Below are 23888 nucleotides of genomic sequence, written 5' to 3' on the forward strand. Positions count from 1 at the left end.
GACTAGCCCTGGCGGGCCTGGCGCTTGGCCCGGGCGCCCGCGGAGACCTGCGCGGTCACCACGATCACCAGGGCCAGGATGAACACCATCGAGGCGATCACATTCGCCTCGGCGGGGATACCACGTGACGCCGAAATGTAGATGTACTTGGGGAACGTGGTCACCGCCCCCGAGTTGAAGTTCGTGATGATGAAATCGTCGAAGCTCAGCGCGAATGACAGCAGCGCAGCGGCGAGGATGCCCGGCAGCAGCAGCGGGAAGGTGATCCGGGCGAACACCTGCGCGGGCGAGCCGTACAGGTCGCGCCCGGCCTCCTCCAGCGCCGGGTCGAGTCCGGCGACGCGGGCCTTCACGGTCACCACGACGAAGCTGATGCAGAACATCGTGTGCGCCAGGATGATCGTGAGCATGTCCTTGGGCACCCCCAGCGACAGGAACTGCGCGGCCAGGCCGGCGCCGAGCACCACCTCGGGGGTCGCCATCGGCAGGAACAGGAGCAGGCTGGTGCCGGCCCGGAACCTGAACCTGTAGCGCACCAGGGCGATGGCGATCATGGTGCCCAGGGTCGTGGCGATCACGGTGGCCACCACCCCGATGATCAGGCTGTTGCCGAAGGCCTCGCAGACCGCGCCATTCTGCACCGCGCAGACGTTGAGCCATTTGTCGAAGGTGAAGCCGCGCCAGGTGATGTTGGACTTGAGCGAGTCATTGAACGAGAAGACGAAGGTGTAGACGATCGGGATCATCAGGAAGATCAGCGCGAGCGCCGAATAGACCGGCAGGAGCCACGTGCCCAGCGAGAGACGCCTCACAGCAGTTCCTCCGTTCCGCTTCTCTTCACATAGACGCCCACGATCACGAGGATCACGGTCATCAGGATGATGGACAGGGCCGCGGCCGCCGGGTAGTTCAACAGCACGAGGAAGTTCGCCTCGATCACATTGCCGATCATCTGGGTATCCGCCCCGCCGAGGAAGTCCCGGCTGGCGTTGATGTAGTCGCCGGCGGCGGGGATGAAGGTGAGCAGCGTGCCGGCCACGATGCCGGGCATCGACAGCGGGATGGTGACGGTGCGGAAGGTGTGGAACCCGCTGGCGTACAGGTCGTTGCCGGCCTCGAGATAGCGCAGGTCCAGCCGCTCCAGGGTGGTGTACAGCGGCAGGGTCATGAACGGGATGAAGTTGTAGGTCAGCCCGAAGATCACCGAGAACGCCGTGCCGGTCAGATGCGCATCCGGTGCCAGCAGCGACACCGCCTTGAGCGATGTCACGAGGAACGACTCGTCGGAGAGGATCTGCTTCCAGGCCAGGGTGCGCAGCAGGAAGCTGATGAAGAACGGTGCGATCACGAGCACCAGCATCAGGCTCTGCAGCAGAGGCCATTTGCGGGCCGTGACCCCGATGAAGTACGCCAGCGGGTAGCTGAACGCCAGCGCCAGCACCGTGGCGACGATGGCGTAGCCGAACGATCGCAGGATGTGCGGCCAGTACTGCTCGACCACCGCCACGTAGTTTTCCCACCGGAACGCGTAGCTGTACATACCGATGTCGCCGAATTCGGTCGGCGCCTGCAGCGACGTGAGGATCAGCGACACCAGCGGGGCCAGGAAGAACAGCACCAGGTAGAGGATGCCGGGCAGCAGCAGGAGCAGCGCCACCTTGCTGCGGCGGCGCGGCGGCGCGTCGGCGGGCGGCGCGGCCGTGCTGGAGAACGCGGCGAAGGCCATTCCTAGGCCTCCTCGAGCTCCGTGACGAGGGCGGCCCGGCGCTGGGCCGCGATGCTCTTGGTGGTGGTGTCGGCGACGAACTTGGGGTCCGGCCCTGCCGGGTCGTCGTCCAGTCCGAAGCCGTGCTCGACGTTCCAGGTCATCCAGACCTCGTCGCCCTCGCCCTCGACGGGGCCGAAGGAGCGGTTCTGTTCGAACACGATGATGGTGCCGACGCCGGGTACGGTGACGAGGTACTGGGTGCTCACTCCGGTGAACGACACATCCGTCACCCGGCCGGGGCCGATGATGTTGTGGGCGGAGTCGGGCTCCGGCTTCTGCCGGTGCAGGGTGATCTTCTCGGGCCGTACCCCCACGGTGACATCACCGGCGTGCCGGTGCGAGCGGGCCTTGGGCACCACGATGCTGCGCCCGGCCACGTCGACGGCTATCGAGGTGCTGGTCTCCCCCACCACGGCCCCGGTGAAGAGGTTGGACTGGCCGAGGAAGTTGGCCACGAAGGCCGTGCGCGGCAGTTCGTAGAGCAGTTCGGGGGTGCCCATCTGTTCGATGCGGCCCTTGTTCATCACCGCGATGGTGTCGGCCATGGTCATGGCCTCCTCCTGGTCGTGGGTGACGTGCAGGAAGGTGAGGCCGACCTCCTCCTGGATGGTCTTGAGCTCGAGCTGCATCTGGCGGCGGAGCTTGAGGTCGAGCGCGCCGAGCGGTTCGTCGAGCAGCAAGAGCGCCGGCCGGTTCACGATCGCGCGGGCCAGCGCCACCCGCTGCTGCTGCCCGCCGGAGAGCTGCACGGGTTTGCGGGCGGCCAGGTGGTCGAGTTCTACCAGCCGCAGCGCTTCGTGGGCTTTGGCCACGGCATCCGCGATCTTGCGGCGGCGCAGCCCGAACGCCACGTTCTCGAGCACGGTCATGTGCGGGAACAGTGCGTAGCTCTGGAACACGGTGTTCACCGGGCGTTGGTAGGCCTTCTGCCCGGTGACGTCCTGGCCGCCGATCAGGATGCGCCCGCCGGTGGGTTCTTCCAGGCCCGCCACCAACCGCAGGGTGGTGGTTTTGCCGCAGCCGGAGGGGCCGAGCAGGGCGAAGAACGAACCGGCCGGGATGACCAGGTCGAGGTGCTCGATGGCGGTGAAGCCGGGGAACCGTTTCTGGATGCCGATGAGTTCGAGGTCGGCGCCGCGGTCGGCGAAAGCTCCGGTGGCCACGCGTCAGGCTCCCAGCAGGATGCTCTGGAACTCTGCCCCGTAGGTCTGTTCCTCGGCGCCGCTGAGGGTGCGGAAGACCTTGGCCTTGGCGAGGGTGGCATCGTCGGGGAAGATCAACGGGTTGTCGGCCAGTTCGGGGTCGATCTCCATGGCCGCCTCCTTGGCGCCGGCCACCGGGGTGATGAAGTTGACGTACGCGGCGACCTCGGCGGCCACGGCGGGGTCGTAGTAGTAGTTGATCAGCGCTTCGGCGTTGGCCTTGTGCGCGGAGCCGACCGGCACGACGAAGTTGTCGTTCCAGATGGTGCCGCCCTTCTCGGGCACCACGAACCCCCACTTGTCGCCGTTCTCGGCGTTGAGCTGCACGATGTCGCCCGACCACACGATGGCGGCGAGGCTGTCGCCGTTGACGAGGTCTTCCTTGTAGGAGTTGCCCTTGATGTTGCGCACCTGGCCGTCGCTGACCTGCTTCTTGAGCACCTCGATCGCGGCGGTGAAGTCGTCGTCGCCCCAGTCGCCGGAGATGTCGACGCCCGCGTCCAGCATGATCAGGCCCATGGTGTCGCGCATCTCGGAGAGCACGCCCACGCGGCCCTTGAGTTCGGGCGTGCTCCACAGCTGTTCGACGGACGTGATGCCGTCGGGGAACTTCTCCTTGTTCCAGCAGATACCGGCGAAGCCGCCCTGCCACGGCACCGACAGTTCCCGGCCCGGGTCGAAGTCGACGTCCTTGAGGCCCGGCAGCAGATTGGCCAGGTTGGGGATGTTGGCGTGGTCGAGCTCCTGCAGGTAACCGAACCGGGCAAGCCGGCCGACCATCCAGTCGGTGAGGCACACCGTGTCAGCGCCGATGTCCTTGCCCAGGGCCAGCTGGTCCTTCACCTTGCCGTAGTAGGTGTTGTTGTCATCGACGGCCTCGGTGTAGTTCACCGTGATCCCGGTCTCCGCCGTGAACGCCTCGAGGGTCGGGTAGTTGCCGGCGTCGTCCACGTCGATGTAGAGCGCCCAGTTGTCCCAGCGCAGGGTCTTCTCGCTCGCCGACTTGTCGGTGGCCGCGGTGGGCTTGGCCGCACTGCCGGTGGAACAGGCGGCGAGCGCCAGGGCGGCCGCGCCGGCACCCGCACCGGCCAGGAGAGCGCGGCGCCCCATCTGGGCACGCTGGGCCTGCTGCACGAGCTGACGGATCATCGGGTCTGCGGGCAGGGGCCTGGGCGTCATATCGGTCTCCTTGCATTCTTCAGCCGCCGCTGCTTCGAGAAGCGGTCCGCTGGGTGACGAGTGGACCGATCCTGACACAGACGGAACGAGACGCGCCATAAAATGCCTAAAACGTTAACATTCGACGCGATTTCGACGGATACCGTCGGTGGGGCGCCCTGAACACGTTCGAAAGCGCACTCGGGCCTCGTAGGGCCGCACCAGTATGCTGTGGCCACGGGCGTGTGCCTCTCCCGGGACGCCCGCACAGGCAAAGGAGCCCCATGCGGATCTGCATACCGAAAGAGATCAAGGACAACGAGTTCCGGGTGGCGATCACGCCAGCGGGGGTGCACGACCTGGTGCTGCACGGCCATGAGGTGCTCATCGAAACCGGCGCAGGGCTGGGGTCGTCGATCACCGACGACCAGTTCTCAGCGGCCGGCGCCACGATCCTGCCCGATGCCGTCTCCACCTGGTCGGCGGCCGAGCTGCTGCTCAAGGTGAAGGAACCGGTGCCGAGCGAATACGCGCACTTCCGGGCCGACCTGGTGCTCTTCACCTATCTCCATCTGGCCGCCGAGGCGGGCCTCACCCGGGCGCTGCTCGACGCCGGAGTCACCGCCATCGCGTACGAAACCGTGCAGCTGCCGACCCGGGCGTTGCCCCTGCTGGCGCCCATGAGCGAGGTCGCCGGACGCCTGGCGCCCATCGTCGGGGCCAACGCCATGCTCAAGCCCAACGGTGGCCCTGGTCTGCTGGTGCCCGGCGTACCGGGCACGCATCCGGCCCGGGTCACCGTCCTGGGCGGCGGTGTCGCCGGAACCGCCGCGATGCAGGTGGCGATCGGGCTGGGCGCGGAGGTCACGGTGCTCGACACCAATCTCTTCCGGTTGCGCGAGTTGGACACCCTCTACTACGGCCGGGTGAAGACGATCGCGTCGAACGCCTTCGAGATCGAGACCGCGTTGCTGCAGTCCGATCTGGTGATCGGGTCGGTGCTGATTCCCGGCGCCCGGGCGCCCAAGCTGGTGAGCAACGAGTTGGTGTCGCGCATGAAGCCCGGAAGCGTGCTCGTGGACATCGCAGTGGACCAGGGCGGCTGCTTCGCCGACACCCACCCGACAACGCACACCGAGCCCACCTTCACCGTGCACGGTTCGCTGTTCTACTGTGTGGCCAATATGCCGGGCGCCGTGCCGAGCACGTCGACGTATGCGTTGACCAACGCGACGCTGCCCTATGTGCGCGCCATCGCGAACCGGGGGTGGGCGGATGCGCTGCGGGCCGACGCGGCTTTGGCGTTGGGGCTGAACACCTTCGCCGGGGTCCTGACCAGCGCCCCGGTCGCCACGGCCCACGCCCTGCCGCTCACTCCCCTGGCCGAGGTGCTCGCCGCACCGGCCGGCTAGGGCACCGTCACCCGCAGGACGGTGCCGTCCGGCTCGACGAGCCAGCCCCGCGAACGGCCCGGCGCCAACGGCGGCGGCAGGTCGCGCCGACGGGTCAGCAGGCGGAAATCGGCGAGGGTGGCGCCGTCGAAGAGCAGCGGCGCCACTCCGCGCAGCCCCGCGAGCAGGGACCAGTTCGCCTGCCAGGCGTCGGCGTCGCCCACCAGAACGGTGCCGGCGGCCACAGTGGACACCTCCACCCGGCCACCCGACGCCCCGGCGACGGGCCCGGCCGCCAGTTCGACCACGTCGCGGGAGCCGGCCCGGCCCGCCGTGCGGAAGGCCGCCGCCGACCGGGCGACCGAACCGGCGACCACGAGCAGCACCGGCCGGGTGCCCGCCGCATCCGAGGCCGGCTGTGACGCCGAGGGTGCAGCGTCGTGCCGTCGCACCGGGTTCGGCGCGGCGGCACCGGCCCTCTCCGGCTGCACCAGCTGGATGCGCCCGCCCCGCCACCGGCCGCCGCCGGCCGGCAGACTCTCGTCGTAGGTGGCCGCCGGCTCCCCCGCAGTCTGGTGCTCGTGCACGCCCGGCAGCCGCAGCACCAGCCGGCTCTGGCACAGGGCGGGTAGCGCCTGCAGGGCTCCGGTGAGCCGCTGAACGGTGATGACCAGCCGCAGCCCGCTCGGCCCGCCGTCTCGGAGAAGACCGGTCACGAGGTCGATGGCGGCGGCCCGGTGTTCGTCGCCCCAGCGCGCCAGGAGGGCGTCCAGGTCGTCGATCAGCAGCAGCCGGCTCTCCGGAGCGCCCTCCCTGCGATGGGCGCCGCCCGGCTCCCGTTCCGTGCGATCGAGGCCGTCCAGCTCGGCGCGAGCCCGCACCAGAGCGTCCCAGGTGCCTTCGACGTCGGCCGGCACCAGCCGAACCCCGGACGGCGCCTGCTCCGCGAGCGCGGTCAGCAACGTGGACTTACCGGTGCGCGCCCCGCCGACCACCAGCAGGTTGCCGTCGGCCCCTGGGTCGTAGCCGGCCACCCGGTAGCGCTGGTGCTCCGGCTCGTCGAGCAGGCCGAGCAACAGCCCCGGCGGCGCGGCGCCGACCGCGGCCAGCAGCTCCCGGGTCACCCGGCGCGGCAGCGGGTCGAGCCAGGGGCGCCGGGGCAGGTCCGGCGCGGCCGCCCGATCGGTCGTGATCTGCCGGATGTCGGCGTCACCCGTCGTGGCCACTTGCCCGGCCTCGCCCGGTGTCGACCCGCGCAGCAGCACGCACCGCCCGGGGCGGGCGGCGTCGATCAAGGCGGCGGCATCGGAGCCGAGCACGGCCTGGCTATCGGCCCGGTTGTTCACCCGCAGGGAGATCCGCAGGCTGCAATTGGCCAGGAGGGCGTCCCTCAGCACGCCGGCCGGACGCTGCGTGCAGAGCACCAGGTGCACTCCGAGGGAGCGCCCGCGGGCGGCGATGTCGACGAACACGGCGTGAAGGGCCGGGAAGGCGGCCAGCATGGTGGCGAACTCGTCCACGACTATCACGAGTCGCGCGAGGGCGGCGGTCGGCAGGTCCGTTATGTCGCGGGCACCCGCGTCCCGCAGCACCCGCTCCCGGTGCCGCAACTCGGCCGCGAGGCTCGCCAGGGCGCGGTGCGCCTCCCGCTCGTCAAGGTCCGTGATCAGCCCCACACAGTGCGGCAGGGCACGGAGCAGGTCGAAGGCTGCGCCGCCCTTGAAGTCGACGAGCAGGAAGGTGACCTGGCCGGGGTCGTACCGGGCGGCCAGCGCCGCCACCCAGGTCACCAGCAGCTCGCTCTTGCCGCTGCCGGTCGTGCCGCCCACAAGGGCGTGCGGGCCGTCGGATACCAGGTCGACCACGAGGGGCCCGTGCTCGCCCCGGCCCACGGCGCAGCTCAGCTCCGTCACGGGCCCGGCCGCCCTGCGGCCCGCCACAGCCGTCTCCGCCGGGTCACCGAGCGCGGCACCGAGCGCGGCGAAGGTGACAGTGTCGGGCAGGGCGCCGGTGTGGCTCCAGAGCCCGGCCGCTTCGGCCGCACGGCTCAGCGCATCCCCCAGCCCGGCCACCTGGCTCGCCGCCACCAGGACCGGCGCCACGGGTACGGCGGCCGGGCGGCCCTCCAGCCGCACGATCTCCGCCCCGGCGGGCCCGTGCACCCGCACGACGGTGGCGCACCCCGGCGGCAGGCCTGCCCCTGTTCCGGCCAACGCGACCCACGGCCCGTCGCCGGGCCGGTGCGGCGACGGGGACGCCTGATCGGTGTCGAGCACCGTGAGCCACTCCGCGGGGAACTCCGCACCGTGGTGCGGGAGTCGGGCCGCCCACTCCCAGTCGGGATCGTCAGGTACCCGCAGACCCAGGCTCCGGGGGCTGAGCTGCCCGGTCAGCTGCACCACCAGGCTCCGCGCGAGCGCCCGCAGCAGCAACCCAGGTCCGATCAGCCCGATGCCGCCGGCGGGGTCGACCACGATGGGCGCCCGCACGAGCTCGGCGGCGTGCGCCCGCAGCTCCCGGTGCTCGGCGGCGTCGCCGCCGCCGCCCAGGCGCAGTCCGCTGGCCACGGTGCCGGCGCCGAGAACGACGGATGCTTCGGCCGGGTCAGCCCACCGGCCCGGCTCGTCCGGCCTGTCGAGCATGGCGTGCACGGAGGGCGCCTCCCGCCAGGCGGTGGCGCGCATGGTCTCGAGGGCCAGGTCCACGGCATCCGCGGCCTCGGTCATCGCGGCCGCATAGTCGGCGGCGTCCCGGCGGCGTCGGCGTGCCGTTGCCCGCCGCCCGTCGACCAGCCCGGCCACGGCGATCACCGGGCTGAGCACGGCGACGACCAGCACCAGCGCCGATCCGGTGATCCACCAGATCAGGCCCGCGGTGATCAGCGGCGCCACACAGGCGATGAGGGGGAACGCGGCCCGGTCGGGCGTCGCCGGCCGGGCCGGCAACCGGATCGGGTCGGCCGGCGGAAGCAGCGGGGCGATGGTGGCCATGGCTCCAGCACAGCCGGCCGGCGTTGCCGTGCCCGTCCGGGCCGCGGTTCTGTGAAGAGCTGCGGTCGTCAGCGGGCTGTGGAGGACCGGTCCCGGTCAGAGGACCATGAAGAACTGGTCGCCGATCTCCACTCGGGAACCACGCCCGACGAGGTAGCGGCGGCCGGGTTCGCAGCGCAGCGCGGGGGCCGGCGCCCGGCGCACAACTGTGCCGTTGCCGGAGAACCTGTCGTTGATCCAGAACTCGCCGTCGTGCTGGCCGAACTCCAGGTGGCTCTTGGACACCGACATGCCCAGGTCGGTGATCTGGATGAGGTGGTCGAATCGTTCGGTCGGCTGGGGAAGCGGCCGGCGGCCGATCAGTCCGGTGCCGCGCACCGAGACGGTCTCGCCCGTGCTGAACTGCAGGGTGTACCGCTCGGCGGCGACGGGTGCGGGAGCGCCGGCACGGTCCGGAGCTGCATCCGCGGAGACCGGGGCGGGCGCTGAAGCCGTGCCGGCCTGCAGGCTTCCGGCCGGCCAGAGCGGGACCGAGATCACCGTGGACCGCGGCGCCACCGGTTGGATGATGGTGGTGTCGTTGGGCCGGGGATCGGCGCGCTTGCGGGTCAGCGGGGTGGCCGTGGTCGAACTCCCACAGCCGCCGCAGAACATGGCGCCCTCCGGCAGGTGTGCACCGCAAATCTGGCAGTTCACGTGCCCGTTCCCTTCGTGCTCGCCCCGGTTCCCCCCGGCCGGCGCCTGCGTCGACCCTCCCGCGAGGCCGTCCTCTTAGCGTAGCGACCGAACGAGCGCACCGAGACTGCCGCCCGCATCCGTTCGCGACGGGTGCGCCCCGCGCCCAGGCTGGTGCGCAGCTCCCGAACCGACACCCAGACGGCGTCACCGTCGGCCTGCGTCGCCCCGTCGGGCGCGAAGACCGCCCGGTCCACCTCCGCCGCCAGCCACGAGGCGCGCACACCGCCCACGGACCTCGCCAGTTCGGCGCGTGTCGCCTGACCCGGCACGTCGATGCGGTAGTCGATCGCCGTGTCGGCGAATTCCTGCCAGCCGCCGACGGCTCGGTCGACGGCGCCGGGGGCCAGCCGTCGGCGTCGGCGCCGGCGCCACTTGGCCAGGATCACGGCGAGGAACGGGGCGGCGAGCAGGAGCAGGCCGAGCGCTGACCAGCCGGCGACGGCGACGACGAAACGCACGACGCCCCAGAACGGATCCGCGGCGTCAGGGTCGTCCGCCGCGCTGCTCTCCGGCGGGGCCGGGTCGATCTGGTCGGCCTCGTCCGGAACCGTCGGTGGCAGCACGGTCTGCGGGCGGGCCACCTGGGTGGGATCGTCCGGCTGGCTCTCCGGGATGTCCCGCACGGGCGGTGTGGGGTCCACGCTCACCCAGCCGTCGGCGAGCGTCTGCACCTCGATCCAGGCCGACACGTCGGCCCCGGTCACGGCCGTGGGGCCGCCGTCGCCGTCGGGGGCGAATCCCAGCACCACCCGTGCGGGGAAGCCGATTTGCCTGGCCATCAGCGCGGCCGTCACGGCGTACTGCTCGGCGTCACCGAGCATCGGCTGGTCATCGAGGAGCTCGCTGATCCGGTCGGCACCGTGGCCGGACCGGCTCGCCGGTTCCCCGGCGGCCCCGCTGCTGACGTACCCGTCCTTGGCCAGGCCGTCGAGCATGGCCTGCAGCCGCTCGCCCGCACTGTCGCCGGGGCGCAGGTAACCGGCGAGAGTCTCGTCGACCCCGTCGGGCAGCACCCCGATCGGCGGCAGCACGGCCGGGCCGGGCCGCGCGTCAGCGAGGTCGCCGGCGGCCGGCGGCACGATCGCCGTGCTCGTGTAGCCGTCGCCGCGTCCGAGCCCTGCGACCACGGCGGCGGTGCCTCCGATGTCGTTGTAGACGAACGAGTCCTGCAGCTCAGACGCCGCAGGGCCGGTGAACCGGATGCGCTCCAGCGCCCCGGCCCCTGGAACCCACACACCCGAGTAGTCCTGCACCGTCACCGTGAGGGTGACCTCGTCACCGGCGACGGCGCTCTGGTCGAGACGGTACGGCAGACGGGTGAAGGTGCCCGAGTCGGCGGTGCCGGACGCCGCATCCGCGCTGCCGACGGCGTAGACCACCCCGTCGTAGTCGTCGAGGGTGGCCAACCGGATGCGTCCGCCCGCGGGCAGACCGGACACCTCGAACAACACCGCGTCGGCCCGGTCGGCCGCCTGGTAGCCGCGGAAACCGGTGAGCGGGCTCGGGTAGGCGCGCGCGTCGAACGGGGCCTGCACCCGCGTGCGCAGCACGTCCCTGGCCGCCGTCGGCGGCAGGGCGGCGGTGGCGAGCGAGGCGGCGCCGACCGCTACCAGGAGCGACAGCGTCGCGAGGGCTGCGAACCTGAGGGCGGCCGGACGTCGGCGGGCGCCGAGCAGCCGGGCTCGGCCGCCGACCGCGAGGCGACGCCGCCGGCGTTCGTGGCCCAGCCAGAGCAGCCAGAGCAGCAGTACCGCGAACAGGGCCAGCCCCCGGAGTCCCGACGACTCGGCCGTGACCGGGCCCAGGATGATGCCGGCCACCACGAGCAGCGCGGGCGCCAGCAGGGCGGTCTCGGCGGCCCGGCTGCGAAGCGCCACCGTGAGGCCGATGACGGTGCTGACCAGCACGAGGATCAGGGCGGGCACGAGCAGGGCCTGATAGGAGCCGACCGGGAGCACGATGGTCACGAGCTGCTTCCAGCTGAGCGCGGTGGCCGGTACCAGCTCGGCGAGGCCGGCGGGGGTCGGCAGTACGCCGTACAGCGCGCGGCCGGGAATGGCCAGGGGAACCCCGACAAGGAGATAGCCGGCCACGGTCGCCGCGGCGACGAGCCAGGCCGGCCAGCGACCGATCGCGCCCGCGACGGCGATGCCGCAGCCGAGCAGTGCGGCTACGGCCACCAGCTGCACGAAGGCCCCGGTCTGGTAGACCGGCCAGAGCGCGGTGGCAGCCACGGCGGTGGCGGCAAGCATGGCCGCCGTGTTGCCCAGGATCCAGCGGGTGTCCGGCGCGGTCATGCCGCGGCTCCCCTGGCCAGGCTCTGTTTGAGGTCGTCGAGGAAGCCGATGGTGACCAGGCTCAGGTTGCCGGAGCGCCGGAGCCCCGGCTGGGCTCCAGGGTCGCAGACCACGGCGACGACCTCGACGCCCAGGGGAAAACCGGCTGCCGCGGCGCGCAGCACGGCCAGCGGCGTCGACGAACCGGAGATGAGGAAGACCACGGACAGCCCGGCCACCGACCGTGCGGCCTGCCGGGCCAGGGTGCGCAGGCCCGCCGCGGCGGGGGCACGGTCCACGCCGCTCAGGCCGTCGAGCAGCCGGGCGGGCGTCACCGTGGCCAACGGTCCGCTGCTCACCAGCACCGACACGGTGCGCGCGTCGCGGATCGCCCGCACGCCCAGCGACCCGGCCGCGCTCACGGCCAGTTCGAACTCGTCGTCGCCGGCGTAGTCGTCCGGGGCCAGGCTGAACGCCACGAGCAGGTGGCTGCGCCGGGTCTGTTCGTACTGGCGCACCATGAACCGTCCGGTCCGTGCGGTGCTCTTCCAGTGGATGCTGCGCCTGTCGTCGCCTGGCTGGTATTCGCGCAGCGCGTGGAAGGCGATGTCGCTCGCGGTGAGGTCGCGGGTCGGGGTGCCCTCCAGGTCGCGCACGAAGCCCTGGCTCATGCTGGGGATGGCGATGGTGCGCGGGTGCACGTACAGGTCGATGCGTTGGGCGAGCACGGTCTCACGCCGCACCAGCCCGACGGGGTCGCCACGCACGGTGTGCACGGGGCCGATCGGGATGATGCCGCGGTGTTCGGCCGGCACAACGAAGACCTCGTCGAGGGCGGTGTGGGCCGCCATCGACGGCACCGGGAACTCGGCCACTCCCCCGGCGCCCACTGGCACCTGCACGGTCACCGCGCCCAGCCGCCGGCCGGTCGGGTTCTGCACGTCCACCTGGCCGGGCACCCGGTCCCCGGCGACGACCCTGTCGACGGGCAGGCTGAGCGAGATGCTGTGGCTGGTGCCGCCGAACAGGTAGGCCAGCGCGACGGCCACCAGTACGGCGGCCGCCCAGCCGAGGCTTACGAGTTCGGCCCAGCCCAGGGCGTATCCGGCCCAGAGCGCTGCGAGCGCGCACCCGGAAACGGCCCAGCCGAGCGGTGTGACCGCGCGGAGCATCCGGGTCTTAGAGCGCATCCGCCCGCCGCTCCTCCGCGCTCCGCGGCGGAGGGGTCTCCACCAGGATCCGGCCGATCACGCTCGAAGCGGTGACCCCGTCGAATTCGGCCTCGGCGTCCAGCAGCATCCGGTGGGCCAGCACGGGTTCGGCGAGCGCCTTCACATCGTCGGGCAGCACGTAGTGCCGGCCCTGCGAGGCTGCGTAGGTCTTGGCCGTTCGCACCAGGGCGAGGGCGCCGCGCACACTGGCGCCCAGGCGCACCTCCGGGCTGGAGCGGGTGGCGTCGACGAGCCGGGAGACGTAGTCGTTGATGGTCGCGTCGACGAATACGGTGCGGGCAAGGGCGGCGACCTCCACGACGGACTCGGCCGAGAGCACCGGGGCCACCTGGGCGTCGCCGGCAGCCCGGCCGGCGCCCTCGAGGATCCGCACCGTGGCGGCGTGGTCGGGGTAGCCGATCGAGGTCTTCATCAGGAACCGGTCCAGCTGGGCCTCCGGCAGCCGGTAGGTGCCGGCCTGCTCGATCGGGTTCTGGGTGGCGATCACCATGAACGGGCCGCTCAACCGGTGGGTGATCCCGTCGGCCGTGACCTGTCCCTCCTCCATCACCTCGAGCAGGGCGGACTGCGTCTTCGGGCTCGCCCGGTTGATCTCATCGGCGAGCACGATGTTGGCGAACACCGGCCCCCGGTGGAATTCGAAGGTGGCCGTGCGCTGGTCGAAGATACTCACCCCGGTGATGTCGCCGGGCAGGAGGTCGGGGGTGAACTGCACCCGGCTGCTGGTGCCGCGCACGCTCTGCGCCACGGCGCGCGCCAGCGAGGTCTTCCCGGTGCCCGGCACGTCCTCCAGCAGCAGGTGACCACCGCTGAACAAGGTGGTGAACGCGAGCCGGATCACGTGCTGCTTGCCCAGCACGACGTCCTCGACGCCGCGCACGAGCCTGTCGAAGAGGGTGGCGAACTGGGTGGCCTCCTCGTCGGTCATCAGGTCGGCGCCGCCGGGCAGCGCGGACGGGCGTCCCTGGTTCACACGATCGGGGGTCAGAGTCATGGTGTGATCGCTTTCGTCGGGATCGGTCGGGTGTGGTCGAAGGAGTGGCCGTCCACGGTGACGGTGAGCACCACTGCCCCGGTGGCCGGAAGCGGGGCGGGCAGCGTGCAGGTCGTGCTGCTCTCGGCGGCCGTCGCCGTCGAACCGGCGACGGCGCAGGCGAAACCGGCCGGCAGGGCGCCGTTGTCGGGCGCTCCGGTCCAGGAGAACCGGCCCGCCGCCGCGTCGTAGTCCAGCCCGGTGACGGTGAAGCTCACGGATGCCTCCGGCGCGGTCGTCGCGGCGGACCACGGCCCACAGCTGCCCCACACCGTGCACGCACGCAACTGGAACGACACGGCGGAGCCGAACGGGAGGCCGAGCAGTTCCCGGGGCCAGGCGTTGGGCGTCGTGATGGTCTGCACCGAGCCACCGCCGTCGCCGGCGCGGAGGTCGTAATGGTCGACCCCCGCCGACGGGCCCACCGAGGTGAGGTGGTAGTCCCACACGTCGTCCTTCTGCTCCATACCGCCGCGCACATCGTCGATCGCGGCGGGGGCCGGCCGCACGAGCACGGTTGCCACCGCGGTCGCGGCGCAGCCGGCCCGGTTGTAGCCCCACACCACGAACGAATAGGTGCCGTTGTCGGCCAGCAGCCCGTCGAACACGGCGCTGCGCGCCCCGGCCGGCAGGCTCTTCTGCTCCAGCACGGTGCCGCCGGCGCGTGGGGCGGTCACGGTGCCGGGGGCCGGGGCTCCGACCGAGCAGGCCTGCGCGCCCGTGGGTACGGCGTCGCCGCTGATGCGCTGCACGAAGTACCCGGCGATGGCGTCGCCGCGGTCGGCGAAACCGTCCCAGACCACGGTCACGGCGCCCGTGCTGTCGGCGGCGGTGGCGGTGATGCCGCCCGCCTGCGCTGGACCGTACGGCTGCCCGGCGGCGGCGCTGCTGTTCCAGCTGGACAGCGCCGGGTAAGCGTCGTTCCGGGCGCTGACGGTGTACTCGACGCTGGCTCCGTTCTGCAGGCCACCCACTGTGAGGGAGCACCGGGTGTTGTCGCAGAGCGCGCCGGCCGCGCTCACCTCGGGCTGGATCGCGCCGGCGACGCTCACCTGGTAGCCGCGGATGCCGGTGCCCCCGCCTGTCGGCGCGACCACGTTCCAGCCGAGCAGCAGGCCGCCGTCCAGGGGCGCCGCAGTGAGCCCGGTCGGCGCGGCCGGGATCACGTCGGACCACACCGTCTGGGCCAGCGTTGTGGCGGACGAGTCGCCGATGCTGTTGCGGGCGGTGACGCCGACCCGCACGGCGTTGGCCTGGCCGTTGCCCGGGGTGCTCAGCGTGCAGGAGGTCGAGGCGCAGGAGGTGGCACCGAGGTTTCGGCCGGTGGCGGCGTCGACGGTGCTCAGCTGGTAGCCCGTGATGGGGGCGTTGTTCGCGGCGCCGGGGTTGAAGGCCACCGTGATCCTGCCGTCGCCGAAGCCCGTGGCGCGGAGCCCCGTGACGGGCTCTGGCACGTCCTGCACGGAGATCCGCACCAGACCCCAGGTGTAGCGGTCGGGGTCGCCGGTGGCGTCGGCCACCTGGTATCGCAGGGTGGTGTCGGTGGGCAGGGCCTCGCCGGACACCCGCACGGTGAGCCGGCTGTTGTCGGCGCTCGGGCTGATCGACACCCCGGCCGGCAGAGCGGCGGAATTCAGGCCCTGCACCGCGACGACCCGCAGCGGCACGGCGGGGAAGGGGTTCGCAGCGCCGTCGTTGGCGAGCACGTCGATGACGGTGCCGCGCCCGCGCGGCGCGATCGCCGCATCGGTCACGGGCACGGCCAGGGGCCGGGTCGACGCCACGACGCCGAGCACGATCCGGCCGGCCTTGCCCGTCGCCAGGGCGTCGCGCACCCCGATGGTGACCGAGCTGCTGCTGCCCTTGCCGGTGCCCTCGAGGGCTCGCACGGTGAGCAGGCTGCCGGCCAGCGAGTAGTCGAAACCGGTGGGCTGCGGGTCGAGCACGGTGAAGGCGAGCTCGTCCCGGTCGTCCGGGTAGGGGTAGGAGGTGAGCCGGGCCAGGTCGATGACCTTCTCCTGGCCGGGTTCGAAGTCGATCAGGGCGCCGTCGAAGGAGGGCGGTTGGTTCTCCCGCGGGGTCACCGTGATGGGCAGCACGATCGTGGCGGTGCGGCCGGCCGGGTCGGTGGGGGTGGCGCCGTCGGTCACCTCGAAGGAGATCGAGGCCGGGCCGAAGTACTGGTCGGCGCTGGTGAAGCTGAGGGTGCGGGGGCCGGTGGTGAGGTCGGCGCCGTTCGCGTGGGTGGCGCGCACGGTGTTGCGGTCGGTGAGCTGCACGGGCGCATCCCCCACGGCGACGACGTAGTCGTTGATGTCGATGCTCAGCGTCGCCTCGCTGGCCACGACGAGCTTGGCCGCGCCGGCGCGCAGCTGCGGGAGGGCGTCATCGGTGCCGGGCACCCAGACGAACGCGTAGGACACGATCCCGGGGTCCTGCGGGTGGGTGGCGCTGAACGGGATGATCTGGCTGGTCTGTGCCACCGTGACCCGGATGCGCTGGGTGTCGGTGACGCTCGCCGCTCCGGCCCCCGCATTGCCGGGCAGCACCGCCAGGGTCAGCGAGCGCGCAGGACCCTCCGCGAAGAACACCCGGGCCAGCACGTCGACGTCCACGGTGGCACGGCCGAGCACCTCCGACAGGCTGAGCCTCGTGTCGGCGGCCTCCGGGTAGGCGCGTGGGGCATTCGCGGCCACGACGACGGTGAGGAACGCCGAGCTTGAGCCGCCGCGGTCGTTCTGGATCTCGTAGACGAAACCGAACCGGCCCTCGATCGTCGGGGCCTTCACCACGATGAGGTCGCCGTCGACGGTCGCGGTGCCGGCCGCGGTGTCTCCGGTGCCGGTCCCGTCGACGCCCGCGATCGTCAGCGCGCCGCCGTAGGGGTCGGAGTCGTTGCCGAGCACCCGCACGGAGACCCGGGAGCCGGGCCGCACCGTGACCTCGTCGGGTACGGCCACCGGGTTGCGGGCGCCGTCCGGGCGTGGGCTGATGCCCACCCGCACGGTTCCGACGGCGCGGGCGCCGAGGGCGTCGATGACGGCGTAGGTGAAGGTGTCGGTTCCGGCCGAGTACTCCCCGGCGCGGTAGCTGAGCGAGTCAGCGTCGGAGGAGATGACGGCACCCTTCTCCGGGTTGGTCTCCTGGCCGAGCAGCTGCACGGAGTCGCCGTCCGGGTCGATGCCGGTGCGCGGGATGGGGATGCGCACCGTGTCGCCGGCGAGAACCCTGGCGGTCACCGTGGTGGGCCGCGGCGGGTTGTTGCTGGCGAGGTCGGTTTCACGGACGGAGATGCGCACCTCGGCGTTGGCGAACTGGCCGTCCGGCGCGTTCACCCGGTAGACCGCGGTGAAGTTGCCCGCGGTCAGCGGCGCCAGGTAGCGCAGCACCCGGCCGGACGCGAAGAGCAGCCCGGCGCCATCGGGCAGCGGGGTGGTCAGTGCGGGGTCGAGGGTGAGGTCATCGCCATCCGGATGCGTGTCGTTGGCGAGCACCGGGATGTCGACGGTGTCGCCCACCCGCACCGAGACGGTGTCCGGGGTCGCCACGGGCGGCTGCCGGGTGGCGGCCGCCGGAATCTCGATCACCGTGACCGTGCCGGTGGCTTCCGCCAGGCCGTTGCTCACCGTGTAGTCGAAGCCCGTCGTGCCGGAGGGCAACGGCCGGGTCAGGGTGACGCGCAGCAGGTGTTGGTCGAGGATCTCGACGGTCAGACCGCTGACTGCCGGCTGGTTGCTGCTCCCGGTGACCAGGAGCACTCCCCCGGCCGGGTCGATGTCGGTCGCCAGCACGTCGATCACGGTGGGCTGCTGGGCGCGGAGGAAGGCCGTGTGCGGCACCGTGATGGGCCGCCCAGGACTGTCCGGCGCGGGGGCCACATCCACCCGGATGATGCCGGTGGCCGTGGCCACCCCGTCGGTCACGGCGTAGTCGAGGTAGTGCACCCCCACCGTGTCGCTGTGGAAACGGAAGGTGCCGCCGGCGAAGTCGGCGGTGATGGTGACGTCGGGCCGGGCCGGCACGGCACCGAGCCGCAAGGGTCCCGCCCCGCCGCGGGCATGCTCGAGCGGGGACACCGTCACCTCGGTTCCCGCGGTGGCGCGCACGGCGAAGCCGTCGGCGACGAGCGGAACCGTGCCGGCGGGGCGAACGGTCACGTCGAGGGTGCCCGTGCCGGTGAGACTGCCGTCGGACACGGTCAGGCCGACCTGCGCCCCGCTGCCCCCGTCGCCCCCGTCGGTGAACACCACGAGTCCCTGCGGGGTGGCGGTGGCGGTGTCCGGGGCGATGGCGGTGGCGGCGGTGAGATAGAAAGGATCGCCGTCCGGGTCGACCCAGTCGCCGAGCACCTGGCTTTCGACCCGGCCGCCGGCCTCGACCGTTGCGCGGGTCGGGCGTTGCTGCTGCGGCGGCGAGTTCTCGTCGGGGCCGTGCACCGTCACGGTCACCCGGGCGGAGTCGCTGCCACCGCGTCCGTCGCTGATCGTGTAGTCGACGGTGAGGACGCCGGTTGCTTCGGCCGTGAGGGTGAGCTGGAGTTGCTGGTTGGCGGCGACGAGGTCCACCCGGCCCTGGCTCGCCGGTGGTTGGCTGACGGTGTCGATCACGAGCACGTCGTTGTTGGGGTCGTAGTCGTTCAGCAGCACCGGAAGGGTGACGGTGCGGCCCGGGCGGGCGCCGAACTCGTCGTCGACGGCCACGGGAGGCGCCTGGGTGTCCTCGTACTCCGGCGGGCTGTCGTCGGCGGCTGACGTCACGACCTGCCGGTCGGAGACCGGGTCGATCAGGTCGTCCCAGTTGTCGATGACGGTGTTGCCGTCCTGGACGTTCCAGGTGGTGCCGTTGCGGGAGTCGTTCAGCAGCAGCCGGCTGCCGTTCTGCCGGTAGTCCAGGCGCGCGTCGCCGCTGAGTCCGGCGAGGGTGGCCGTGCTGCCGGCCGGGGACCCGATGCCGCAGGCCTGCCAGGCTGTGCCGTCGGCCCAGGCCGCATAGGCGCACCGCCCGGAGACGGCGGGTCGGGCCGGGGTGCCCGCCGCGGCGCCGCCGGCGAGGAGTTCCGTGGCCGCCCCGCCGCCCACCGGCACGGCGAGGAGGCCCGCGCTGTGGGCGATGAGCACCCGGTCGCCGCCGGCGGCCGCGTCCTGCAGCCGGGACTCGGCATCCGCGCCGAGGTGTTCGGAGAGGTCGATGGCGCCGCTGGGCAGCAGCAGGGTACCCGTCGTCGTGTTGAGCAGGGCCCAGCTGCCGTTCACCTGGCTGAGCTGGTAGGCGTCGTCGGGGTCGCCCGCGGTGAGCGTGGTCGTCTCGGCCACGGCGTCGGCGTGGCCGGGGTCGATGCGCACGAGGGTCTGCGTGGAGGGAGTGAACGCGAACAGCTCACCGGAGGGCGCGAGGCTGAACAGGGTGCCGCCGCCGAGCGTGAGAGCGGGTGCCGCCGTGCCGTCGAAGTCCGCCAGCGTGTCGGGTGTGGTGGTCCACAGGTCGCCGTCGGACCAGATCGCGGCGAGGTCGCCGGCCAGCTGCACCTCGGGGGTACCCGGCGGCAGGGCCACGCTGTCGGCCAGGGTCGCCGTGGCGGGGTCGAGGATGCCGAGGGTGCCGGTGCCGCCGTCCACGACGAGGACGGTGCCGCCGCTCTGCACCACAGTGCTGGTGCCGGACTCGACAGGCACCACGGTGTTCAGCTCGGCGATCTCGGTGTTGACCCGTCCCACGAGCTGCCGGGTCTCGCTGGCCACCCAGACCGCGGCGTCGCCGAGGTCGACCTTCTGGGCGGAATAGCCGCCGGAGACCACGGCCAGGGTCGCGACGAGGGCGGTCACGACGGCGCCGCCCGTGACGGTCGCCGCGAGCGACCGGTGGCCGGCGAGCCAGGCGCGCATCATCGATCGAACGCGCCGGGGTCGACGCATTTCTCGGTGCTGGCGGCCCCGGTGCGGCCGTCCCGATTGACGCTCACGGTGACGCAGACCGGTTCGGTCTGGCCGGCGGCGGTTTGGGTCTGGTCGGTCTGCACGGTGTCGGTCTGCACGGTGAACTCGGTGCCGCGCTGCAGGCTGGTCTCGCCGGTGCCCAGGCGCACCAGGTAGCTGTCGTCCGGCAGGGTGCCTGGGTCGGCCCAGCTGAACACCACGGTGCCGGCCGAGCTGCTGCCGGCCACGTCGCTCACCCGGGGGATCCCGGTCGTGCCGGTGCTCGCCGCCGGCGGGGTGAGCAACGGGGCGATGAGCAGGACCCCGGCGATCACTCCGGTCGCGAGCAGTCCGCTCGTGATGCCCGCGACGATCAGTCGCCGTGGCCGCCTGGGCACGACTGCCACTGCAGCAGGGGCCGGGCGGGGGCCGGGCTCGCGGCGCCGGCGCCGCTCGGGACGGGCGGCCACGCCCACGAGGGCGGTGATGCGGGTCTGGTCGACCGCATCGCCGGCCACGTGCGCCTCCCACTCGGCGCTGGCGAGCTCGAGCGGGGTCTGCGGGAGCCCGAGCTCGGCCTCCACGGCTTGCAGTTCCCGGGCGAATTCGAGCGCGCTCGCCGGCCGCCGTTCGCTTCGTTTGGACAGTGCCCTGGCCAGCAGCAGCTCGAGGCGCGGGGGAACATCCGCCCGCCCGATGGCCGGCAGCGCCGCCTTGCCGATGCGTGAGATCAGCTGGGCGGGGCTGTTCTGGTCGCCGGGTAGCTCGAACGGTGACCGGCCGGCCAGCAGGGTGTACAGGGTCGCGCCCAACGACCAGACCTCCGCGGCGACCGAACCGGCACAGTCCTCGAGCAGCACCTCGGGAGCCGACCAGGGGATCGAGAGGCCCACCTGGTCGGCGGCCTCCACCTCGCCCAGCGTCGCCGCGATGCCGAAGTCGGCCAGCACCGGATGCCCGTACGCGGTGATCAGGATGTTCGACGGTTTGATGTCGCGGTGCAGCACGCCGGCCCGGTGGGCGGTTTCCACGGCGCTGGATATCGTCACGCCGATGCGGAGCAGTTCGGACACGGGCAGCCGGCCGGAGCGGTACCGTTCGTCGAGGGCGCTGGAGCAGTACTCCATCACCAGGTAGGGGCGGCCGTCTGCCGACACCCCGGCCTGGAAGACCGTGAGCACGGACGGATGCGCGGACAGCTGCGCCATCAGGTTCGCCTCGGCCTGGAACAGGCGCTGCACCGGGTCGCTCACGACCTCGGCGAGGAGCACCTTCACGGCAACCTGGCGGCGCGGCAGGTTCTGTTCGTACAGGAACACATCGGCGAATCCGCCGGAACCCAGCAGACGCAGATAGGAGAATCCCGGCAGGGCCGGGGGCGTCGACGGCAGTCGTCCTGCCATGGCGCCTCCCGTGATTCGTGTCGGCCGGTCGCTCGCGCGCCGGATTGCCTGCCGGTTACGGTGTGTCGGGCGTCGTCACGGGTAAACGACGACCCGGGTCAATTCTAGGGCCGTGGGCATTCAGGCTCCCGGAGCGTCGTCGGTGATGTCGTCCACGGCCAGCACGTCGAGCACGATCGCGGTCACGTTGTCGCGGCCGCCGTTCTCGAGCGCGGCGGTCACGAGAGCCGCCACGGCGTCGTCGGCGTTCGGGTTCGACATCAGGAAGTGCCGGATGCCGTATGCCGTGAGTTCCTTGGTGAGGCCGTCGGAGCAGACCAGGATGCGCAGGCCCTCGTGCAGCGGGAGGATCCGGTAGTCCGGCACGGGGGGTTCGTGGAAGCCGACGGCGCGGGTGATCACGTTGCCGTGCGGATGCACATCCGCTTCTTCGCGGGTGATCCGGCCGGCGTCTACGAGTTCCTGCACCACGGAGTGGTCGATGGTCACCTGTTCAAGCACCCCTGAGGTGAGCTGGTAGACCCGGGAGTCGCCGATATTGAAGGCGATGAGTTGCGCGGCATCCGAGACGATGGCCAGGGCCACGCCGGTGACGGTGGTTCCGGTGCCGAGGTCGGTGACGCCCTCACCGGCCTTCATGTCGTCCACGGCCAGGGCGAGGGCCTGGTTGAGCGACTCCGCCGTGGTGGTGGGGGTACCGCCGAGTTCGGCGAGCCGGGTGACCACGGCTTTGCTGGCGACATCGCCGGCCGAGTGGCCGCCCATGCCGTCGGCGACCGCGAACACGGGCCACGCCGTCACCAGGCTGTCTTCATTGACCTCGCGGCGGTGACCGACGTCGGTGAGCGCGGACCACGCCAGGGTGACTGATTTCTTCACCGCGGGGAGCGCGATCGTGTGGCTGGGAGAGCCTTGACCTATCTGGGTCACGGGTGGTGCCTTCCGAATGCGAACGTGCGGCTAGTCAACGAGAGACGCTCAACCCGCTGGCAGTATCTCGATCAGGTTACCTTCCCCGATGTCCACCGTCGTACCGGGCAGCACCGTGAGGGAGGCTCCGGAGCGGAGTCTCTGGGTGCGGCCGCGGGCGAATCGTACGAGAGTGCCGTTGGTGGAGCCGAGATCGGTGAGCACCACGGCGGTGCCTGCCTGACGGATTTCCAAGTGGCTGGCCGACACGAGAGCGTTCGGCGAGTCCACCGTCACCAGCTCGAGCACCTCTCCGGCCAGGATGCGGCGGGTGCGTGGGCTCCGCCCGATCCGGTACACCCGGTCGAGCCTGGCCTCGCGGCCGGTGGCCAGGCGGATGCCGCAGGGTCCCGTCGGCGCGGCAGCCGGATCGGCGCTGCTGTCGACGGTTCGGTCGGCGGTTGGGCCGACGGTTGGGTCGTGCGTCTCCGCCTCGTCGCCGGTGCCGGTGAGGGGGGCGGCGGCCCGTCGTTCGTCGGGGTCGCCGGTGCGCGTGAGGAGCACGGTGTCGTCCACGATCCTCCGGGGGCGCAAGACGGTGTCCGCCGCCCCGGCGCCGCGGCCGGCGACCGACCAGAACAGCGTGTCGCCGGCGTCGATGCCCTCGCCGAGCACCCGTCCGGCGCCGAGCTGGTGTGACCGGGCGACCGCGGCCAGTGGCGAGCCGATCACGAGCCCGGTCACGGCCTGGAACTCCGCCAACAGCCACGGCCGGATGTTGCGATCGGTGAACCGGCGCGACCCGCCGATGGAGAAGACGTCGACGGCGATGGCGCCGCGCACCAGGGCGTGCACGGGGATGCCGTCGTGCGGCGGCCCGTCGGGTGCCGGCGTGCTCTCCGGCCGCACACCGGGCACGATCACCGCGAACGAGTCCACGTCGTCCGGGCTGCCGAGCGGGATCAGGGCCACCAGGTCCTCGATCGGCACAATTGTCTGGGCGGCCAGACCGTGCAGGGCGGCGACGACAGGGGTGGGCGTGCCGACGGGCAGCACCACCAGGAATCCGCGGCCGACCACGAAGGTCCACTCGGCACTCTCCCCCGGCGCCGTCTGTCCCCCGACCCGTCCCAGTTGCATGATGCTCCCTCGTCCCTTCGATGCTAGACCTGCCGGCCCCGGGCACGCACACCCGCGAGCGGGGTACGGTAATCAGTTGTGAAACAGCCTGAAAACAACTGATTCGCTTGCCGCAGTGCAATTCGGCTGTCACAATCGGACGATGAGCAGCAATACACGCGGAAGTGCGGGCAAACCGGCACAGCTGGACGACGTGTCCAAGAAGATCATCGAACAGCTGCAGGTCGACGGCCGCCGCTCCTATGCCGAGATCGGCAAGGCTGTGGGGCTCAGCGAGGCCGCCGTGCGCCAGCGGGTGCAGAAGCTCACCGAGGCCGGCGTCATGCAGGTGGTCGCGGTGACCGATCCCATGCAATTGGGCTTCTACCGCCAGGCGATGATCGGCATCCGCGCCACCGGCGACACCCGGGTGCTCGCCGACCAGCTCGCGGCCATACCGGCGGTGGACTACGTCGTGCTCACCGCGGGCTCCTTCGACATCCTCGCCGAGGTGGTCTGTGAGAACGACGACGAGCTCATCGCCCTGCTCAACTCGCAGATACGCGCCCTCGAGGGGGTCTCGTCCACCGAGACCTTCGTCTACCTGAAGCTTCACAAGCAGCTGTACAACTGGGGAACACGGTGACCGACATGACCACGACAGAACAGACCACGACCGACCAGCCGACGGCACCGACCGCGCCGGCCAGCGCACCACGCGTCTACTCCGACGCCGAGAACGCGGATCTGCAGCAGA

15 protein-coding genes are annotated in these 23888 nt (G+C 71.7%); 2 read left to right on the forward strand and 13 right to left on the reverse strand.

What is annotated here, in order from left to right:
• Positions 1-2 precede the first annotated feature (2 nt).
• Genes DOE79_RS06435 through DOE79_RS06450 form a run of 4 tightly spaced genes read right to left on the reverse strand, consistent with a single transcriptional unit; the run spans position 3 to position 4149 of the window.
• Positions 3-812, reverse strand: a complete 810-nt coding sequence (locus DOE79_RS06435) for an ABC transporter permease (RefSeq protein WP_245977162.1) — start codon at positions 810-812, stop codon at positions 3-5.
• The gene (locus DOE79_RS06440; protein ID WP_120337777.1) at positions 809-1726 is read right to left on the reverse strand and encodes an ABC transporter permease; all 918 of its coding nucleotides are present in this window, start codon (positions 1724-1726) and stop codon (positions 809-811) included. The genes DOE79_RS06435 and DOE79_RS06440 overlap by 4 nt, the downstream gene beginning before the upstream one ends.
• 2 nt (positions 1727-1728) lie before the next feature.
• Positions 1729-2931: an ABC transporter ATP-binding protein gene (locus DOE79_RS06445; RefSeq protein WP_120337778.1), complete on the reverse strand. Its 1203-nt coding sequence runs from the start codon at positions 2929-2931 to the stop codon at positions 1729-1731.
• 3 nt (positions 2932-2934) lie between these two features.
• A complete protein-coding gene (locus tag DOE79_RS06450) occupies positions 2935-4149 on the reverse strand; it encodes an ABC transporter substrate-binding protein (RefSeq protein WP_120337779.1) in 1215 nt (404 codons plus the stop codon).
• A 263-nt stretch (positions 4150-4412) separates the two neighbouring features.
• On the opposite strand from DOE79_RS06450, the gene ald reads away from it, so the two are divergent.
• The gene (gene ald, locus DOE79_RS06455) at positions 4413-5540 is read left to right on the forward strand and encodes an alanine dehydrogenase (protein WP_120337780.1); all 1128 of its coding nucleotides are present in this window, start codon (positions 4413-4415) and stop codon (positions 5538-5540) included.
• Here ald and DOE79_RS06460 read toward each other — a convergent pair.
• The 9 genes from DOE79_RS06460 to DOE79_RS06500 all read right to left on the reverse strand — a co-directional run bounded on the left by DOE79_RS06460 (position 5537) and on the right by DOE79_RS06500 (position 23152).
• The gene (locus DOE79_RS06460; protein WP_120337781.1) at positions 5537-8509 is read right to left on the reverse strand and encodes an FtsK/SpoIIIE domain-containing protein; all 2973 of its coding nucleotides are present in this window, start codon (positions 8507-8509) and stop codon (positions 5537-5539) included. The genes ald and DOE79_RS06460 overlap by 4 nt on opposite strands.
• A 96-nt stretch (positions 8510-8605) precedes the next feature.
• Positions 8606-9205: an FHA domain-containing protein gene (locus tag DOE79_RS06465; protein WP_120337782.1), complete on the reverse strand. Its 600-nt coding sequence runs from the start codon at positions 9203-9205 to the stop codon at positions 8606-8608.
• Positions 9202-11544 carry a transglutaminase family protein gene (locus DOE79_RS06470; protein WP_120337783.1) on the reverse strand — a complete coding sequence of 781 codons (2343 nt, stop codon included), beginning with the start codon at positions 11542-11544 and terminating at the stop codon, positions 9202-9204. The genes DOE79_RS06465 and DOE79_RS06470 overlap by 4 nt, the downstream gene beginning before the upstream one ends.
• A complete protein-coding gene (locus DOE79_RS06475) occupies positions 11541-12713 on the reverse strand; it encodes a DUF58 domain-containing protein (protein WP_120337784.1) in 1173 nt (390 codons plus the stop codon). Before DOE79_RS06475 ends, DOE79_RS06470 begins: the two co-directional genes overlap by 4 nt.
• Positions 12703-13683, reverse strand: coding sequence for an AAA family ATPase (locus tag DOE79_RS06480; protein WP_120340202.1), 981 nt, complete (start codon positions 13681-13683; stop codon positions 12703-12705). The genes DOE79_RS06475 and DOE79_RS06480 overlap by 11 nt, the downstream gene beginning before the upstream one ends.
• A 62-nt stretch (positions 13684-13745) precedes the next feature.
• Positions 13746-19673, reverse strand: coding sequence for an Ig-like domain-containing protein (locus DOE79_RS06485; RefSeq protein ID WP_162942627.1), 5928 nt, complete (start codon positions 19671-19673; stop codon positions 13746-13748).
• Positions 19670-21103 (reverse strand): serine/threonine-protein kinase, encoded by a 1434-nt coding sequence (locus tag DOE79_RS06490; RefSeq protein WP_120337786.1) that lies wholly within the window; start codon positions 21101-21103, stop codon positions 19670-19672. Before DOE79_RS06490 ends, DOE79_RS06485 begins: the two co-directional genes overlap by 4 nt.
• A gap of 120 nt (positions 21104-21223) precedes the next feature.
• The gene (locus DOE79_RS06495; RefSeq protein WP_120337787.1) at positions 21224-22033 is read right to left on the reverse strand and encodes a PP2C family protein-serine/threonine phosphatase; all 810 of its coding nucleotides are present in this window, start codon (positions 22031-22033) and stop codon (positions 21224-21226) included.
• Between the two features lie 48 nt (positions 22034-22081).
• The gene (locus DOE79_RS06500) at positions 22082-23152 is read right to left on the reverse strand and encodes an FHA domain-containing protein (protein ID WP_120337788.1); all 1071 of its coding nucleotides are present in this window, start codon (positions 23150-23152) and stop codon (positions 22082-22084) included.
• 142 nt (positions 23153-23294) lie between these two features.
• Here DOE79_RS06500 and DOE79_RS06505 point away from each other — a divergent pair, with 142 nt between their 5' ends.
• Entirely contained in the window at positions 23295-23777 is a 483-nt protein-coding gene (locus DOE79_RS06505) for an Lrp/AsnC family transcriptional regulator (RefSeq protein ID WP_120337789.1), read from the forward strand.
• Positions 23778-23888: the final 111 nt, after the last annotated feature.

This window comes from Cryobacterium soli, assembly GCF_003611035.1.
In the GTDB taxonomy this organism is placed as follows: domain Bacteria; phylum Actinomycetota; class Actinomycetes; order Actinomycetales; family Microbacteriaceae; genus Cryobacterium; species Cryobacterium soli.

What these genes read in the sequence shown, in the direction of transcription:
- DOE79_RS06440 (WP_120337777.1), bottom strand. Translation starts at nt 1,726, where the DNA reads ATGGCCTTCGCCGCGTTCTCCAGCACGGCCGCGCCGCCCGCCGACGCG.
- DOE79_RS06450 (WP_120337779.1), bottom strand. Translation starts at nt 4,149, where the DNA reads ATGACGCCCAGGCCCCTGCCCGCAGACCCGATGATCCGTCAGCTCGTG.
- ald (WP_120337780.1), top strand. Translation starts at nt 4,413, where the DNA reads ATGCGGATCTGCATACCGAAAGAGATCAAGGACAACGAGTTCCGGGTG.
- DOE79_RS06460 (WP_120337781.1), bottom strand. Translation starts at nt 8,509, where the DNA reads ATGGCCACCATCGCCCCGCTGCTTCCGCCGGCCGACCCGATCCGGTTG.
- DOE79_RS06470 (WP_120337783.1), bottom strand. Translation starts at nt 11,544, where the DNA reads ATGACCGCGCCGGACACCCGCTGGATCCTGGGCAACACGGCGGCCATG.
- DOE79_RS06475 (WP_120337784.1), bottom strand. Translation starts at nt 12,713, where the DNA reads ATGCGCTCTAAGACCCGGATGCTCCGCGCGGTCACACCGCTCGGCTGG.
- DOE79_RS06480 (WP_120340202.1), bottom strand. Translation starts at nt 13,683, where the DNA reads ATGACCGACGAGGAGGCCACCCAGTTCGCCACCCTCTTCGACAGGCTC.
- DOE79_RS06485 (WP_162942627.1), bottom strand. Translation starts at nt 19,673, where the DNA reads ATGATGCGCGCCTGGCTCGCCGGCCACCGGTCGCTCGCGGCGACCGTC.
- DOE79_RS06490 (WP_120337786.1), bottom strand. Translation starts at nt 21,103, where the DNA reads ATGGCAGGACGACTGCCGTCGACGCCCCCGGCCCTGCCGGGATTCTCC.
- DOE79_RS06500 (WP_120337788.1), bottom strand. Translation starts at nt 23,152, where the DNA reads ATGCAACTGGGACGGGTCGGGGGACAGACGGCGCCGGGGGAGAGTGCC.
- DOE79_RS06505 (WP_120337789.1), top strand. Translation starts at nt 23,295, where the DNA reads ATGAGCAGCAATACACGCGGAAGTGCGGGCAAACCGGCACAGCTGGAC.